14 protein-coding genes and 2 riboswitches are annotated in these 15,889 nt (G+C 43.3%); of the genes, 5 read left to right on the forward strand and 9 right to left on the reverse strand.

Going from position 1 to position 15,889, the window contains the following annotated elements; all coding sequences use genetic code 11:
• Positions 1-177: 177 nt before the first annotated feature.
• From DESME_RS13445 to DESME_RS15455, 5 genes are all read right to left on the reverse strand, one after another.
• Positions 178-3,312, reverse strand: coding sequence for an efflux RND transporter permease subunit (locus tag DESME_RS13445; RefSeq protein WP_006715720.1), 3,135 nt, complete (start codon positions 3,310-3,312; stop codon positions 178-180).
• Positions 3,309-4,448 carry an efflux RND transporter periplasmic adaptor subunit gene (locus DESME_RS13450; RefSeq protein ID WP_006715719.1) on the reverse strand — a complete coding sequence of 380 codons (1,140 nt, stop codon included), beginning with the start codon at positions 4,446-4,448 and terminating at the stop codon, positions 3,309-3,311. The genes DESME_RS13445 and DESME_RS13450 overlap by 4 nt, the downstream gene beginning before the upstream one ends.
• Before the next feature lie 163 nt (positions 4,449-4,611).
• A complete protein-coding gene (locus tag DESME_RS13455) occupies positions 4,612-5,010 on the reverse strand; it encodes a DUF4395 domain-containing protein (protein WP_006715718.1) in 399 nt (132 codons plus the stop codon).
• Between the two features lie 103 nt (positions 5,011-5,113).
• Positions 5,114-6,175: an HD-GYP domain-containing protein gene (locus DESME_RS13460; protein ID WP_006715717.1), complete on the reverse strand. Its 1,062-nt coding sequence runs from the start codon at positions 6,173-6,175 to the stop codon at positions 5,114-5,116.
• A 124-nt stretch (positions 6,176-6,299) separates the two neighbouring features.
• Positions 6,300-6,385: riboswitch (cyclic di-GMP riboswitch) on the reverse strand.
• 302 nt (positions 6,386-6,687) lie between these two features.
• Positions 6,688-7,776: a DUF5667 domain-containing protein gene (locus DESME_RS15455; RefSeq protein WP_006715716.1), complete on the reverse strand. Its 1,089-nt coding sequence runs from the start codon at positions 7,774-7,776 to the stop codon at positions 6,688-6,690.
• A gap of 230 nt (positions 7,777-8,006) precedes the next feature.
• Here DESME_RS15455 and DESME_RS15460 point away from each other — a divergent pair, with 230 nt between their 5' ends.
• Positions 8,007-9,431, forward strand: a complete 1,425-nt coding sequence (locus DESME_RS15460) for a polysaccharide deacetylase family protein (RefSeq protein ID WP_006715715.1) — start codon at positions 8,007-8,009, stop codon at positions 9,429-9,431.
• 16 nt (positions 9,432-9,447) lie between these two features.
• Here DESME_RS15460 and DESME_RS13480 read toward each other — a convergent pair whose 3' ends face one another.
• Entirely contained in the window at positions 9,448-10,479 is a 1,032-nt protein-coding gene (locus DESME_RS13480; protein WP_006715714.1) for a DUF1646 family protein, read from the reverse strand.
• Between the two features lie 162 nt (positions 10,480-10,641).
• Positions 10,642-11,238 (reverse strand): acetate uptake transporter family protein, encoded by a 597-nt coding sequence (locus tag DESME_RS13485; RefSeq protein WP_006715713.1) that lies wholly within the window; start codon positions 11,236-11,238, stop codon positions 10,642-10,644.
• A 250-nt stretch (positions 11,239-11,488) separates the two neighbouring features.
• Positions 11,489-11,662, forward strand: a riboswitch (cobalamin riboswitch).
• A 119-nt stretch (positions 11,663-11,781) separates the two neighbouring features.
• On the opposite strand from DESME_RS13485, the gene DESME_RS13490 reads away from it, so the two are divergent.
• The 4 genes from DESME_RS13490 (at position 11,782) to DESME_RS13505 (ending at position 15,198) form a co-directional block, all read left to right on the forward strand.
• Complete coding sequence (locus DESME_RS13490) at positions 11,782-13,302, forward strand: ABC transporter ATP-binding protein (RefSeq protein ID WP_006715712.1); 1,521 nt, start codon at positions 11,782-11,784, stop codon at positions 13,300-13,302.
• Positions 13,289-14,026 carry an energy-coupling factor transporter transmembrane component T family protein gene (locus DESME_RS13495; RefSeq protein WP_006715711.1) on the forward strand — a complete coding sequence of 246 codons (738 nt, stop codon included), beginning with the start codon at positions 13,289-13,291 and terminating at the stop codon, positions 14,024-14,026. Before DESME_RS13490 ends, DESME_RS13495 begins: the two co-directional genes overlap by 14 nt.
• 32 nt (positions 14,027-14,058) lie before the next feature.
• Positions 14,059-14,589, forward strand: coding sequence for a hypothetical protein (locus DESME_RS13500; protein WP_006715710.1), 531 nt, complete (start codon positions 14,059-14,061; stop codon positions 14,587-14,589).
• Between the two features lie 84 nt (positions 14,590-14,673).
• Positions 14,674-15,198: a ferritin gene (locus DESME_RS13505; protein WP_006715709.1), complete on the forward strand. Its 525-nt coding sequence runs from the start codon at positions 14,674-14,676 to the stop codon at positions 15,196-15,198.
• Positions 15,199-15,290: 92 nt separating this feature from the next.
• On the opposite strand, the gene DESME_RS13510 is transcribed toward DESME_RS13505, so the two are convergent.
• Both DESME_RS13510 and DESME_RS13515 read right to left on the reverse strand, forming a co-directional pair.
• Complete coding sequence (locus tag DESME_RS13510) at positions 15,291-15,479, reverse strand: SHOCT domain-containing protein (protein WP_006715708.1); 189 nt, start codon at positions 15,477-15,479, stop codon at positions 15,291-15,293.
• Positions 15,480-15,532: 53 nt separating this feature from the next.
• A complete protein-coding gene (locus DESME_RS13515) occupies positions 15,533-15,823 on the reverse strand; it encodes a hypothetical protein (RefSeq protein ID WP_006715707.1) in 291 nt (96 codons plus the stop codon).
• Positions 15,824-15,889: the final 66 nt, after the last annotated feature.

The raw sequence follows: 15,889 nt of genomic DNA on the forward strand, positions 1-15,889 counted from the left end.
TTATTGTTCAAAAACCAATCCGCCTACAATCCTACTGTTCTATAATAACTTAACATAGCGTAACCTGGCAAGAGATAAGTGAATAACCAATAGGGGATGAAGCACTTGAACTCAAAATTCAAGGAACTTCATCCCTTTGTTATATATATCCCATTACGATTCAATAACCCAGTCTTTTTAGATTTGCTCCGTCATCATCGGTGACTGCGGAGTTTTCCCCTTTTTTCTCCCAAAGAAACGTTTGTAACGAATATCTTCAAAGATCGTATAAATAACGGGGACCAGCAAAAGCGTGGAAAGCGTCGAGAAAGCCATCCCGAAAACAACCACGATGGCCATCGGAGCCATCGTCTCCGAACCTTCGCCAATACCTAATGCCATAGGAATCAAACCCAACACCGTCGCCAGCGAGGTCATAAGGATGGGGCGTAAACGGATTTGCCCCGCGTTTTCAATAGCATCCTCACGTCCTTCCCCTCGTTCTCGACGTTTATTAACATAATCGACGAGCACAATCGCATTACTCACAACAATACCGATGAGCAAAATCAAGCCGATAAAAGCAGGTACACTGATATTTTGCCGCGTCACGAACAACCCCAGCATCCCGCCTGAGAAACCCATTGGCAAAGACAAAATAATCGTAAACGGATGGAGTAAGGACTCAAACTGTGACGCTAACACCATATAAACCAGAACAATCGCCAAAGCCATCGCTAATCCCAATTGGGAAAAAGAATCCGTCATCTGCTTGTTCTGACCGTTTAATTCATACGTATAACCGTCAGGCATTGAATAATCCTTGAGCTTCGCTTCAATGTCCTTCGAAATACTGTTCACATCCCGATTGATGATCTGACTCGTGACATTCACTTGCCGAGTTTGACCTGTCCGACTGATCGCAGCCGGACCGCGATCCAACGTCACCGTAGCGACTTCACTTAACGGTACACTAATACCCAATAAGGTTGGAATTTGAGTTTGCTGCAAATTGGTAATGCTCGACTTCAACGTCTCATCGCCGCTAATCACAACATCAATTTCTTTGCCCTCATAGCGATAACGCGTCGCGGTCGTGCCGGAGATCGTCCCTTTAACAGCCTGAGAAATCTGTCCAGCCGTTAGACCAAATTGAGAGGCATTTTGGCGATTCACATGCACTTGAACCTCAGGAACCCCTTCATTCATACTCGTCTTAACTTCTCTCGTCCCATCAACTGAAGTGACAATCCCTTTGATATCATTACCTATTTGCTTGAGTTGATTAAGATCATCGCCTTTAATTGCCACATCGACCGGGGCCGTACTCCCCATCGACATCATATCTGTCACATTAACTTGGATCTGGGCCCCGGCGATATCTTTAGTCAAGCCCCGGATCTCATCTGCCACTTGACTCACACTACGTGTCCGTGCTTGAAGGCTCGTCAGTTGGACATTAACCGTCGCCACATTCGGGGAATTTCCACTGAGCGACAACGTTCCGCTATTACCGATCGAAGCAAAAACAGTTTTGACTTCCGCTATTTCCTTGATCTGCTTTTCAATTCGATCAACGATATCGTCCGTATCCTGCAATTTTGCGCCCTCTGGCATAGTCACCGTAACGGTCAATTGTCCAGCGTCTGTCACAGGCATGAACTCTGCCCCCAGCTGGGTCGTTGATAATCCCGTAAGCACAAAGATCACCAGTGAAATCACAACTACCGTTTTCCGATGATAGAGTGCATAATGCAAGAACTTTCGATAAGCGACCTCTAATTTTCCAAAAAGATGATCAAACCCCCGGCTAAAACGATCCATCACTCCCAAAAAACCTCGTCTGCTTTCGGGTATATTCTCAGCATTCATGATCTTTGAAGAAAGCGTGGGGACTAACGTGAGGGAAACAAGCAGTGAAGCCGCAAGAGACACGCAGACCGTTAATGACAAGTCTCGGAAAAGTGTCGCCGTCAGTCCTTGGACAAAAGCCATCGGTAAAAAGACACTAATCGTAGTCAACGTTGAAGCCATAACCGCCATCGCAATCTCAGAAACGCCTTTAATGGCTGCTTCCTTTTTATCATAGCCTTCCTGTCGAAAACGGTAGATATTCTCGAGAGCGACGACATTGTCATCCACCAAACGTCCCATCGCTAAGGATAATCCGCCCATAGTCATCATATTCAGGGAAACTCCCGCAAAATAGAGGACGATAAAGGTTCCCATAAGCGCAATCGGAATCGCCGTCGCCGTGATAAACGTCGTCCGGAAATTATGGAAAAACAGAAAGATGACGAAAACCGCCAACAGTCCGCTCATCAAGGCTTCTCTCTCAAGACTGTTAATGGATTGTTTGACATAAATAGACTGGTCCATAACCGTATTAAACTCAAGCTCTGGATAAGTCGTCTTGAGTTCAGTTAACGATTGCGCCACATCATCCGCAACTTGAACGGTATTTGTCCCGGATTGTTTTTGAATGGCTATCGTAATACTCTGCTCCCCATTGATCCGTGAGATCGCATTCATATCAGCATGGCCAAGACTGACCTCTGCAATATCCTTCAATTTAACGTGCCCGCCCGTTGACAAAGGAATGGACAGATTCTCAATATCCTCAAGCGTCTGGAATTCGCCCATCGTTCGAATGGTCAAATCCTGGTTGCCCTTTTTCACTTGCCCGCCTGGAGCATTCAGGTTCTCCGCTCCAAGTATTCCTGAAAGAGTAGCTACGCTTAAACCATACCCATTCATTTTTTCGCTATTGGTTTTGATAATAACTTGCTTTGTATACCCCCCGCTTACAGTGACGGAACCTGCCCCTTTGACGCGTTCCAAACGAGGTTTAATCTGATCTTCCACTAGGGTTTGTAAAGAAGCCAGATCCCCATCCTTTTGTGAAACCGTCAATTGAACAATCGGTGCCATCGTAGGGTCAATTTTCATAATCATCGGTGCCTGAACTTCCGACGGAAACATCCGCTTCACAAGATCGACTTTTTCCCGCATCTGCAAAGTGGCAAAATTCATATCTGTTCCATATTTAAATTGGGCAACGACCACAGAATTTCCCTCCGATGTGGTCGAAGTCACCGTGTCGATGTTTTCTACTGTGGAAAGGGCACCCTCAATCGGGTTCGTAATCGATTTCTCAATTTCCTCAGGCCCAACCCCGGTATAAGAGGTCACGACGACCGCGATCGGGATTTCCATATTGGGAAGTAAATCAATCGGCAGACGGCTAAGCGAAACTGAACCGAGCAGAATAATGATCAGCATGACCATGATGATCGTAACAGGACGTTTAACGGATACCTCAGCTAATTTCAAGATTGGCTCCCCCCCACGATCTTGACTTTACTTCCCTGTCCGACCAGAGTTTGCCCTTTAATCATGACTTGTTCGCCTGAGTTTAAACCCTTTGTAATTTCGACTTTCGCCCCCGTGTCCAGGCCTATTGTCACTTCTTTCTCGACCGCCATCTCATTTTCCACGACATAAACAAGCGATTTCCCATTCTTCGTTACAATCGCTTCGCTATTCACCGCTAAAACATCAGACCTTGATTTCGTAGCGATCTCCACCTTAGCAAACATCCCGGGTTTAATCTTGCCCTCAGGATTATCAATAGCCACTTTTATGGCATAAAGCATCGTCCGAGCATCTGCTGCAGGAGCGATGTTGGAAATTCTTCCGGTGAGTTCTTGCGCTTCTGCCGAAGGAATCGTCACTTTAGCCTCTTCTCCGACTTTTAGTGAATTCACGATATTTTCAGGGACATTAAGGGTCACATTAAGCGCATTAAGTTGAGTCAACGTCACCGAAGGCAGCGCACTTGAGGCCATTTCGCCCGGTTTGACATTAACAGCCGTCACTGTCCCCTCGGCCGGTGCTGTCATCACCGCATTACCTAATCCCTCCTGTGCCTGTTGTAAGCTCACCTTCGCCTGATCCCACTGAATTTGCACGAGTTGTAAAGGCGTCTCTGAAGCCTGGCTTTCAGCCGTTTCTAACTGAGCCTTCGAGATCGCGCCAGCCGCGAAAAGCTGTTGCTGACGTTCCAAATTGGTTTTAGCCAGATCGATTTGTTCCTTCGTCCGTTGATAATTCGTCTCCGCTGAACGTACCCCAAACGAAGCCATATCAACAGCCTTTTGCAAATCCGTTGTGTCCAGGGTAAATAACACTGTACCTGCACTGACCTTATCTCCAACTTGAATATGGACTGAACTCACTTTCCCTGGCATTTTCGGCACAAGGCTTAAATCTTGATCAGAATTTATCTTACCACTGAAATTCGTCGTCTCTACCAGGGTTTGAACCGCAGCAGGTAACACTTCTACCGGTATGTATTGCTCCTCAACCGAGGTGGCCGCCGTTTTCTGGGAGCCGCATCCCCCTGTCAAGAGAAGAAGGCCCACTCCTATTGTAGCTACTAATAATCGTACATTTGTCTGTTTCTTCAAGCCCTTACATCCTCCTCATCCTCGAACCGACCGTTCGGTCACTCATGAGTATTATACAACTCACCCTAGGAGGTTCGTCAAGCGATTCTTTATGCGGGAAACGCATGAAAAAAGCAGAAAAAAAGCCACGAAGTATTCACTCCGCAGCTCAGTTTCCCTTGACTTAAAACTTTTTAACTTGCTTATAGAAAAAGGATCCCAAAGAGAGTCCGAACATCGCCAATAAGGCAAGTCCCGCGACAACTCCAGCAACAATATAGCCAGCCGATGCCCATCTCAGCTCAAAAAGTACAAAGGAGAGGGTCAATAAAACGACTGTTAATTGATTATCAAAACGAGTTAACTCGTATGCTTGCGTTGGAACACGATCAATCCATTGGCTAAAAAAGGGTTTCGCGAAAAGAATGAACAAATTCGCTTTCATACCAAAAAGAAGTCCAACCCCTTCAATCAACCATAATATCGCAATAAATAAAGGCAGCTGTTCAAAAAAGGCAAGAATAAAAAAGGCGATAATTCCAGTCTGATTTGCTCTGATATAAGGAATGGGGACGTCTTTCATAGCTCGAACTCCTTTTCCAAAGGTTATTTAACCGTATGCAAATAGGCTTATAGCTGCTTATCTGTTTTGTTAGTGTATTCTTTTTAGACTTTCTTGTCAAACCTCACTCGAAAATCGATTCAATAAACGTGGTCCGTTCCTTAACTAAGTCATATTCCTTTGCTTTGACCTGATTTAAATCTTGGCCCGCGAGTAAGACGCGCACAATCGGGCGCATCGGTAAGCTCTTATTTTGATCGACAACAATTCCAATCTCTCCCGTATTGAGCTTAACTGTACACCCCGTGGGATAAGCTGCAATATGTTTTAAAAAGGTAACCACCAAATCATGGGGGAACAACTTGTCTGAGCAACCCATTAAAATTTCACAAGCCTCATGAGGCAACATTCGCGTATGTCCCGGTCCGTCATTAACCATATTATCATAGAAGTCAGCGATCCCGACAATCTGGGCCAACTGATGAATTCCTTCTCCCTCTAACTTTCGGGGATAACCTGATCCATTCATTCTCTCATGATGTTGAAAAGCGATATGGGCACTTAAAAGATTTAGCTCCCGTTTTGAACGCAAAATATCGAACCCTAAACTCGTATGAGTTTTATAAAGATCCTCTTCCTTCGTCGTAAACGATTCGCGCTTGCGTAATAGCTCTTTCGGCAGCTTCACGGTTCCGATATCATGAAACAATGCGCCGATCGCTAAAGCCTCTAAGTTATTTTGATCCAGTCCTAACGCCTTACCTAAGACAATCGAGAGGACACAGACGTTGACCGAATGCGCAAAGATTTGATTATCATAGCTCCGCATATCCGTCAAGCTGATAAAAATCTCTTTTTGAAATAGGATATCCTCGATGATATTGTTCACAGCCTTTTTTACCTTGAAGCCATCAAAGTCTTTCCCCACTTGAACGGCTTGTCCAGAAAACTCTAGGGAGGCCATCGCTTCACGCCGATGTTCCTCAGTAATCACATCCTCAAGGACGATATCCTTTGTTTCCTCATCATCTACATAGACAATGTTTATCCCCAGGTCTCTTAAGCGCTCAATGTAGGAAGGAGTAAAAGCAATTCCCCTACCCAGCAAAACGCGACCATCATTAGCGTAGATGGTCCGCCCCAACACATCTCCTTGTTTTAACCGATTGATACTTAACTGGCGCACTAAAAATCTTCCTTTCATGTCATATAAAGCTTCTATCTCGAAATCGTTTCTATCTCAAAATTCCCTCAGAAATAAAAAAATCGCAAGCAACAGGCAGGCGACAATAGCTCAGTATTAAAACGCTTTCGGTGGCTTGGCAGTCATCAGAAGAACTCTGGAAGACCCATAGCTTTGCGTCCTTGGCTTTCGCCAAGTTTGCTCTTGTCGATGTCCTATATTTATATAATATCATCAATTTCCAACTTAAAATAGACGTAAAATAGATCAATTCCCATTATTTCGTCATAATAATACTAATTTCATCAAGTTCCATAATTTATAAGGAACTAAAGCGAAGGAAAACTCCCCAAAAAGACGTATAATTCCTCGAGAGGGCTAGTTTAGGGAGAACTAGTTTTCCTCTTTCTCATGTAGTTGGTTTCTTTTTGGGGTCCTCGTCAGGAGGACCTTTTTTTTGCCATAGAAAAACGAAAGCTCGACCACTTTTGGTCGAGCTTTTTGCTTACCGTTGTTTAACGTTCGTTGTCTTCGCTTTCTTGTGCTTTACCAGAATTTTGATTTTTCCCCTTTGAGGCCGCATTTTCTCGCCCTTGTCCGTTATTTTCCTTCGGAGCGACTTGTTTTTGTTCGGGTTGCTTTTGTTCTACTTCCTTTTGATTCTGTTCTAACTGTTTATTTTCTACTTCCACTCCGTCATTTTGCTCTTCAAGTTTTTCTTGTTCAACAAGCTCAGTTTTTTCTTTAGGTTCCGCTTGTTTTAGCTGACCATTCGCATTCGCTTTGCTATTATCCGTTACCGACATGGTGGCTACTGATGTATCCGTTGCCACTGTGACAGGCTCCGCTGAATTTACGGCGTCAGATTCAAGACTATTCTGAAGTTCATCCAAAGAATCTTGTTCTTCTTGCGTTAATTCGCTCGTCTCGACATTTTTAGTCGCTTTTCTCAGCTCTCTAGCAAGTTCGATTTGATCTTTCTTCTCCATCTTGGCGATACTCTTTTCCATGGACCGAACAATGTTAAGAGCGACTTTTTCCGAGGCCTGAGGAGGCAGTTTATCTAAGAGACCCCCTAACGTTTGAATATTTTGAGCATGGGATTGACTCAGGGCTAACTCAAGTTTCTGAGCTGTTTCTGAATCCGTTGCCGTAAGATCGTTTAAAAAAGCTTGGGCTTCAGTTAACTTTTGCGTATAACCCTCCATGGCTGTTTGCGCCTTTTCAGTATCTCCGCTCTCAATCATGATCTCAGCTTCAGCCATTTTTTCTAAGGATTGCTTCTCTAAGAGCTGTGCCTTTGCCGCAGGATCGGTTGTTAATATCACTTGAAGCTTAGCGATTAGTTCGGTTAGCCAATAAAAAGGAGAATCAGGGAGAGTCCCCGGGTCCACGATGTCTCCGTTCGCATCAACCACTGGGTCAAGGCCCGTGCTACTGGTCGTATCTGTCGCACCCGTGGTGCTTGTCGTATCCGTAGTCGCTGTTGTACCTGTAGTCCCTGTCGTAGCTGTACCATCTACGGCCAAAGCTAATGGAGCACTCAGAGGGAGCGTACAAAGGGATAACGATAATGCAAATGCTAAAGCCTTAATTTTTTTCATCTTAGCCACTTCCTTTTAAATAACACTTTATTACACTTTTCCTTTATGATGTCATTATAGAACTATAAAATGACTAAAAATACCCTATTTTCGCAAATCGGGAGAATAAGCCTAACCAAACAGGACCTTTGGACTATCCCATAATATCCTAACTTATTTTGACAAAATGAGGGAAATTAAATTATCATACAATTAGTGCAATTGATTACATTTGAACCGGAGGAATCCTCGTGAAAAAGAAGTCATTCCTGTTAATAACGCTAATAGCGCTACTCAGTATTGTCGTTACCCTAAAATTTGTAAGCGGATCCTTCTTTAAAAACGATCCCTCTTCAGCCATCTCTGTAGAAGCACAATCAACCGACGTACAAGAAACTAGCGCTTCAATTTCCACTGCGCAACCCTCTACGGACCCATCAACTCCTCCAGCCTTTACCGAAAATCAGAAAAAAGCCCTCAGTCTATATGACCAAGGGCTTAAACTCTATTATGAGCGGCAGTTTGTTTCTGCCTTAGACCTCTTTAATGAAGCCTTAACTTTAGACCCAAACTGCTATCAAGCTTTAAATGGCAAAGGAGCAACTTACGCTTTTCAGGGCCGCACAAACGAGGGAATTGTCTTGATTAAACAAGCCCTTGAGCTGAAACCCGATTTTGTATATGCCCATTTTAACTTAGGCTTAGCCCACGAACTGGCCGGTCACTGGACTGAGGCGATTGATAGTTACCATGAGGCACTTAAGCTAGATTCCAAAGATGTCTGGAGTTATTACGGCATTGCCAGTATCTACGGCAGGCAAGGAAATGTCGGAAAAGTCATTGAATATTTAAAGCCCGCTCTTGCGCTCGAACCGGATATTTGCGAAGCTGCTCAAGAGGAAAAAGACTTTGACCCTGTAAAAGACGATCCACAGTTTCAAGCTTTACTGCAAAATCCTCCCTCGAAGATTTCCCCAGAAACGTTTTCCTCAATGACTTCTCAAGGAACAACAACCCGAGTCCCCGTTCTCTATTATCATTCCGTTATGGACGAGCCTGGCAACGAATTGCGCATGCCCCCCACAGAATTTGAGAAACAGATGGAGTACTTATCGCAAAACGGATATCACGTCATCACTCTCGATCAGCTCTATAATGCCTTCTATAACAAAGGTTCACTCCCCGATAAACCCATTGCCATCACTTTTGACGATGGCTATCGCGATAATTTCACCAATGCCTTTCCCATTATGCAAAGATATCATTTCCCCGGAACCGTCTTTATGGTATCAAGCTATATTGACGGAGAAGGTTTTTTAACCTCCGATCAGCTCCAACAATTGCAAGCTGCGGGATGGACAATCGGTGGTCATTCAGAGAATCATACCAATTTATCAGAAGTCAGCGCTGAAACTACAACAGAAGAGTTAAAAAATTCGCGTGCCATCCTCGAAAGCCTTCTGGGATACCCTCTCAAATACATCGCCTATCCCTTTGGGGGATACGATTCTCATGTAATGAAACTGACTCAAGAGGATGGTTATCTAGCAGGCTTCACAACTGCCCGAGGCTGGGCTGACCCAGAATCCAATCCGTATGCGCTCCAACGAATTTATTGTTATGCCAACATGGGAATTCCCGAACTTGAACGTCGCATAACAAATCCTCAATACTAAGGTTTGCCTTAGTCCCTTATATCAGATAAAAAATAATCCCATAAAAAGCGACCATAATCACAAGTCCGACAGGAACACCCAACCTTGCCCACTCTTTACTCTGGATATTCAATTTACTCGCCGCAATAATATTAGGAATATTCCCCGGAATGAGCATACCGCCACTGATTAAGAGTCCGAGCAAAATAGCCATAATCTGATCAAGAGACATCTTATCACTGATCTCCGCTGCCGCTAAAGTCGCATTATCTAAAATAGCCGAAATCATATTAATCCAGTACAGAATCTGACTGGGTAAACCCAGAATAAATCGATCGATGATCGGTTTGAGCCCTGTCCCCAAAAAGGTTAAAGCCATCACAAAAAGGTAGATTTTCAAGGCACGTAAAACGACTTCTTTGTAGCTTTCCTCTTCTTGTAAACTTTCTAAACCCAAAGGCTCCTGTTCCGTACGAATGAAAAAGGCAGCAAACAGACCCAGCGCGATAATCGCCGGAACGATGAGTTCTCCAAAATTACGGAATAAGTACCAGAAGTCGGCATGAAGTTTGGAAATGACGATTGTCGCTAGCGGTTCTCCAATCGGCGTTAAAGCAGCCCCTAAGCCAATCGCAAAACAACTAATAATCACGAGAGCAACTTCACTGGTGCGATCCAACTTCAGATTGTTGACAATTTCGACCAAAAGCAAAGCCGCAATAATCGCCGTAATTACACTTGACATCAATCCTAAGATAAGGACGATTAAAAACATCAATAACCGTGCTGGTACATGGCGTTGAACGCTTTGGATCATATGATTGATCTTTGTTTTAAAGATTTTAAAAATTATACCGAAACCAAGAACTGCGGCCGTAATCATAATCGGTTCTTCCAAGGCCTTCTTGAATAATTCCAGCGTCATTTGCTGTGAGATCAGAACGGACAAAAGACCCATCACAAATAGAAAAAATTCCAGGTTCTGCTCCACTTTTTTTATGGTAAACGGCAAAACCAAAACAAGTAAGATAATCAGTCCCAATCCGCCATACATAAGATTTTCTGCCAAAAACAACCTCTCCTATACATCATTCATCTACTGAAAACCCCTCTTCAGCACACCCTAATTATATCACTTAATTCTGAATTTGCTGTACATAAAAATCCACCTAAAAATGCCAAAAAAGTCCCTGCCTGATGGTTTTAACATCGGGCAGGGACTTTTTCTATACTATTTTATCCATGGACCCGTAATAGGTAGAATCGTTTTCCCATAGGCAGTATTGAGAACCATTGCCGAAGAGAGATAAATTCCTAAGATGCCCGTCATGAGCAACGCATAAGCTGCAATAGGTTTGAAGCTTCCACCGAGTAAGCCTATATCCATCAAAGCAATGAAAATAATGCCTATTTCTAAAACAACTACCGCTGTAGCCATAATGCTGGTGCCCTTGAAGTAAGCAGGACACCATAACAGAAGAACTAAGGCAAGACATAACCATGCCCATCCATCAACATGAGTATCGAGAGGAATTGCCCATTGGTTAGCGGCAGCAAAATATTTAATAAAAAATTCAATTGAACCCGTCAACATGAAGAACGCAGAGAAAAATGTAAAAACATTACCCCCAGTGCTGTTTCCTTCTTTAAGTTCAATAATTCCAACGACAATCTGAATAAAAAAGCCACCTAACAGCCAGGCCCCCATCAAGGGTAAGGCCCCTACCGTTACTTTACCGCTTAATAGTGCGTAAAAGATAAAACATGCTACAGCAAGCGCTACGAGACCTGCAGGTGCAGGATTTGCCCATTCCTTTTTCTCTGACATTTAAACGTCCTCCTTCTCATGCCTCTCCATTAACTAATCTCGTTTTTCTAAAGGGATTATTCAGGGGAAGTATTCAAGTGAGTTTGATAATCACCTCCTTCTTATATGTCAGTCGCCTCTAGGATGGGCGAATATAAATACATAATATATTTAATTTTCTAAATTTTCAATACTTTATAGTTGCCTTTGAAAATTTTTTAATAAATGATCTATTGACAAAATTTACAAATCAATTTAATATGGTCTCAATTGAACATCATATTTAATAGGTGCCCGCAAGGGACAATAGGGAACCAGGTTGAATTCCTGGACGGACCCACCACTGTAATTAGATGATGAAAATGTGCATTAGCCACTGGGATAACCGGGAAGGCGTACATCGGAGTCTATAAGTCAGGAGACCTGCCTATAAAATATCGCCAAAAGGACAATGGTAAAGTTCTAGCTTTTTGATTAAGCTAGAACTTTTTTATATTCTAACTATCTTTTATCTTTTATACTTCTATCTCTTATCTTCTATCTTACTTTTTGAGGTGTATTGCTATGAAAACGATTGCCAAAATCAAGATCGAAAAACTCATATTTCCGCAGGCAGAAAAACCAGCTCTCCAAAACATCGATTTGGAAATATATCAAGGAGATTTCCTCGTCATTACCGGCGATGTTGCCTCAGGAAAATCGGTCTTACTGCACTCCATTACAGGGGCCATCCCGCATTTTCATAACGCGGAGTTAACCGGTAAAATCACCCTCCTCGGTCAAGATGTCAAGGACCTCCCCCTCAACAAAATGTCCGATTATGTTGGCTATATGATGCAAGAACCACAGAATCAATTGATTAGTCAGGAGGTCTATGACGACGTAGCCTTCGGTCTTGGCAACCTGGAAATTCCCCTTGAGCAGATCAACAAAACGGTAAAACGTACTTTGGAATTTGTAGGTCTAGCAGGTTATGAAAGGAGACAGACCGCATCTCTTTCCGGCGGGCAGGCCCAACGTGTCGTTTTAGCCAGTGTTTTAGCCCTCCAGGCACCGCTTTTGATTCTTGACCAACCAACCGCCGAGCTCGATCCTCAGGGTCGCTTCGAGCTTTATCAGCGACTGAGTCTCTTAAATAAAACCCAGAAGCTCACGATTATTCTGGTCATGGATCGAATCGAGGAAGTCCTTAACTATGCCAACAGAGTCTTATATCTTCAAGACGGTGAAATTATCAAACAGTATTCGCCTGAATCATATTACCAAGATCAAATCCTCCATCGAGAAGGAAAATTACAATCTATCTCTGCCAACGCTAGCAGTACTGCCAGTACTCCCACCCCGCAACGCGTCGGCCCTCCAGATATAATTGCTCAAATGAACCATGTCTCCTACCATTACAAAGACAATTTATTAGGTTGTAAAGACCTCAATCTAAAAATTCATAAGGGTGATTTTTTAGCGGTCATTGGTTTAAACGGTTCAGGGAAATCAACCTTAGCTAAATTACTGGTCGGTCTGTTAAAGCCTTCTCAGGGTGAGCTTAAACGGTTTACTCAGAACGCTGGCTTCCTCTTTCAAAACCCCGACTTTCAAATCTTTGCCAGTACATTGGAAGAAGAGGTTGGATTTTCACTCAAGTTAAGAGGTGAAGCTCAGGAAATAAGGGATCAAAAAATTGAGGAGTCTCTAGAATTTTTGGGGCTGCTAAAGTATAAAAAAATGCATCCCCAACGCTTAAGCCGAGGTCAGCGCCAGCTTTTAGCCCTCACCTCTGTTCTCGTCAGCGATCCAGATTTCATCATCGCTGATGAACCGACTTCGGGTCTTGACGAAAACCAGGGCTATCGGATTATGGACAAACTCTTCGATTTATCCCAAAAAGGCAAAACCATACTATTAATTACTCATGATTTGAGCATGGCTAGCACGTATTCTAACCGCTTAGTGGCGATGCATAACCATAGACTTCAACTCGATATTGCAACACGTGATCTTGACGAACATCTTGCTGAACTTCAAGCGATAGGCCTGAATTTTCATCCGCTTATTTCCTTCAAGGAGGCTCAGAATGGAACTTTCTAAGCTCGATCCCCGGACAAAGCTGCTTTGGTATGCTCTCCTGATCTATTTCTCACTGAGCAGTGGAACCCTTGTTCAGTTAGGCCTTGTTTTCGGGGTCTGCCTTACCGCTTCTCTTCTCATAACCGGTTCTTTAAAACAGTATAAAGTCATGATTGGCATCCTGTTGCTCTTGGGATTTCAGACTCTGATTCTTCAGTTGATCTTCTGCCGGGAAGGCGAAATCATCTACCAATGGGGACTCATTACAATCTACAGCGAAGCCGTACCCCTTGCAATCACCGGCCTACTCAAGGCCTCGATTATTGTTTTTGCCAGTATGCAATTTTTCACGTCATCCTCACCTCAAGACTTTACCTTAATGCTGATGAAATTCAAAATCCCCTATCGCTTTGCTATGCTGGTGGGACTGGGCGCCCGGTTCATCCCCCTCATGAAAGAAGAATATGTGTCCATAATCGATAGCCAGCGAACTCGCGGTCTTCCCATGAACAGTGTTTGGGACAAGATCAGAGCCCTTATTCCAACCTTCCTGCCTTTTTTATATCGCGCCGTCCGACGCTCGACAGAAACGGCTCTAGCCATGGAGCTAAGGGGCTATGGACGGAGCAAAAACCGAACCTTTTCTTCCAGTATAGCGATTAAACCTTACGATATCGCCTTAATCATAAGCATGATATTGGTAATTACCCTCGACCTCGTAAATAGGGTATTTCCATTAATATAAATGATTCACCAAAATCTAAGGAGGAAAATTCAATGGAGAAAAAATTATTGAGAACAGACACTAGAGCCTTAGTTGGCTCCGTCATCGTCGGGATCGTCTTCCTGATTTCAATGCAGGTCACAGGACGGATCGACGGTATTTTAGACCCGACCCTCTTACTTTTAAATGGAACTGCTTGGTCTTTCTTTACCGGCCTCATCATTTTAATGTATAAACAACCAGCGGGTATTATTGCTGGATTATTGGAAGCCATTGTCGCCATGGCAACGGCCTATTCCCCACTCGCCTTTTTCTTCCTCTTCGCTAATACCATTGGCTCCATTTCTTACTCCTTAATTGAACGAAAGCTTTCCATGGAGAAATTAAGTCACCATATATTAGCTCAGATCGGATGTAATGTAACGGGTAACTTGTGCGTGATGGTCGGGTTGATTTATGTCATTCATCTGGACTGGAAGGTCGCTCTATTTAGTTCAGCATTAACCACCCTTGTTGCCACTATAGTTGCCGGCATCCTGACTCTAAAAGTCTACTCAGCCTTGCAAAAATCCGCCTTAATTTAGTTGTTTGGGGGTCGTTATTTGTTGATCAGACTTGACATGTCCTTTCCCGTATGCCATTTTTATTATAAAAGGAGTGTGATTTAAATGGTCCAAGAGAAAGTACAAGAAGCTCTAGTTCAACAGCTAAACAAAGAATTATATTCCGCCTACTTTTATCTCGGCATGGTCACTTATTTTTCAAATCTTAATCTCGAAGGTTTTGCCCACTATTTCCGTGTTCAAGTTCAGGAAGAACGGGATCATGCCCTTGGATTTTTCAATTACCTCTTAAAGACAAATAACCCCATCCAACTCCCTGCAATTGCACAGCCCCCGCAGAATTTTGAGAGCCCCTTACATGTATTTGAATTGGCCCTTCGTCATGAGGAGAAAGTCACTCAATCGATCTATTCTTTAATGGATGTTGCCCAAGAATTCAAGGATCATCAGACGCAAGTCTTCTTGCAATGGTATATCACGGAACAATCCGAAGAAGAGGACAATATGACCCGCGTTTATAACCGCTTAAAACTCGCTGGGAATGAAGGTTCAGGAATTTTCATGCTCGACAACGAGCTTGCCCAACGAATTTACACCCCAGCAGTTATTCCCGGTGTAACTTTAGTTTAGATGTCGAAAACGAAGCCCGATTATTAAATAATCGGGCTTCGTTTTATAACAATAAAAAGAGGGCTGTGCAACAGCCCCTTAGATTTTCCGCTTTATTCAGCAAGAATATTCTTCTTCATCAGGAATTCTTCTTCCGTGATTTCACTCCTTGCATACCGCTCTTTCAAAATGTCCAGAGCAGCATCATTTCTTCGGTAGCACTTATGCTTATGGAAAAAATCTGTTTTATAATCCCAAACTAAATATAAGCCAACCCCAAAAATAAGGATCCCTATCATCATTCAATACACCTCCTATTTCTGATCAAAATTGTATCGTCCCCTACCTCCATCTATTATTGATTAGGAGTTTGATTGGGAGTAGGAGTTGATGGGGCTGGGGCTTGATTTTGGTTGTTATTTTTGTTTTTGTTATTGAAATTGGGATTCTGGTTGAAACCTCGTTGTTGCGGATTTCTAAAACCATAATTACCGTTCATTCCCTGACGATTGGTAATCCTATGTCCAGCAAAAGCGCCCATACCACCATGTTCAACGTAACGGAAGGCTACAGACCCAGCACAAACCCCTAAACCGAGTACCATCAATAAAATTCCGCCCACAAGTTGTTTCTTCTTCTTCTTCAAGAAAGTTCCTCCTCTCTATGAGATCTGATATAATTATATCGCGGATCTAGATCAAGATTCTGATCA

This window comes from Desulfitobacterium metallireducens DSM 15288 (assembly GCF_000231405.2).
GTDB lineage: Bacteria > Bacillota > Desulfitobacteriia > Desulfitobacteriales > Desulfitobacteriaceae > Desulfitobacterium_A > Desulfitobacterium_A metallireducens.

Excerpts from the sequence above, each read along its gene's own strand:
- DESME_RS13505 (WP_006715709.1), top strand. The coding sequence starts at position 14,674 with ATGGTCCAAGAGAAAGTACAAGAAGCTCTAGTTCAACAGCTAAACAAA.
- DESME_RS13500 (WP_006715710.1), top strand. The coding sequence starts at position 14,059 with ATGGAGAAAAAATTATTGAGAACAGACACTAGAGCCTTAGTTGGCTCC.
- DESME_RS13510 (WP_006715708.1), bottom strand. The coding sequence starts at position 15,479 with ATGATGATAGGGATCCTTATTTTTGGGGTTGGCTTATATTTAGTTTGG.
- DESME_RS13495 (WP_006715711.1), top strand. The coding sequence starts at position 13,289 with ATGGAACTTTCTAAGCTCGATCCCCGGACAAAGCTGCTTTGGTATGCT.
- DESME_RS13490 (WP_006715712.1), top strand. The coding sequence starts at position 11,782 with ATGAAAACGATTGCCAAAATCAAGATCGAAAAACTCATATTTCCGCAG.
- DESME_RS13485 (WP_006715713.1), bottom strand. The coding sequence starts at position 11,238 with ATGTCAGAGAAAAAGGAATGGGCAAATCCTGCACCTGCAGGTCTCGTA.
- DESME_RS13455 (WP_006715718.1), bottom strand. The coding sequence starts at position 5,010 with ATGAAAGACGTCCCCATTCCTTATATCAGAGCAAATCAGACTGGAATT.
- DESME_RS15455 (WP_006715716.1), bottom strand. The coding sequence starts at position 7,776 with ATGAAAAAAATTAAGGCTTTAGCATTTGCATTATCGTTATCCCTTTGT.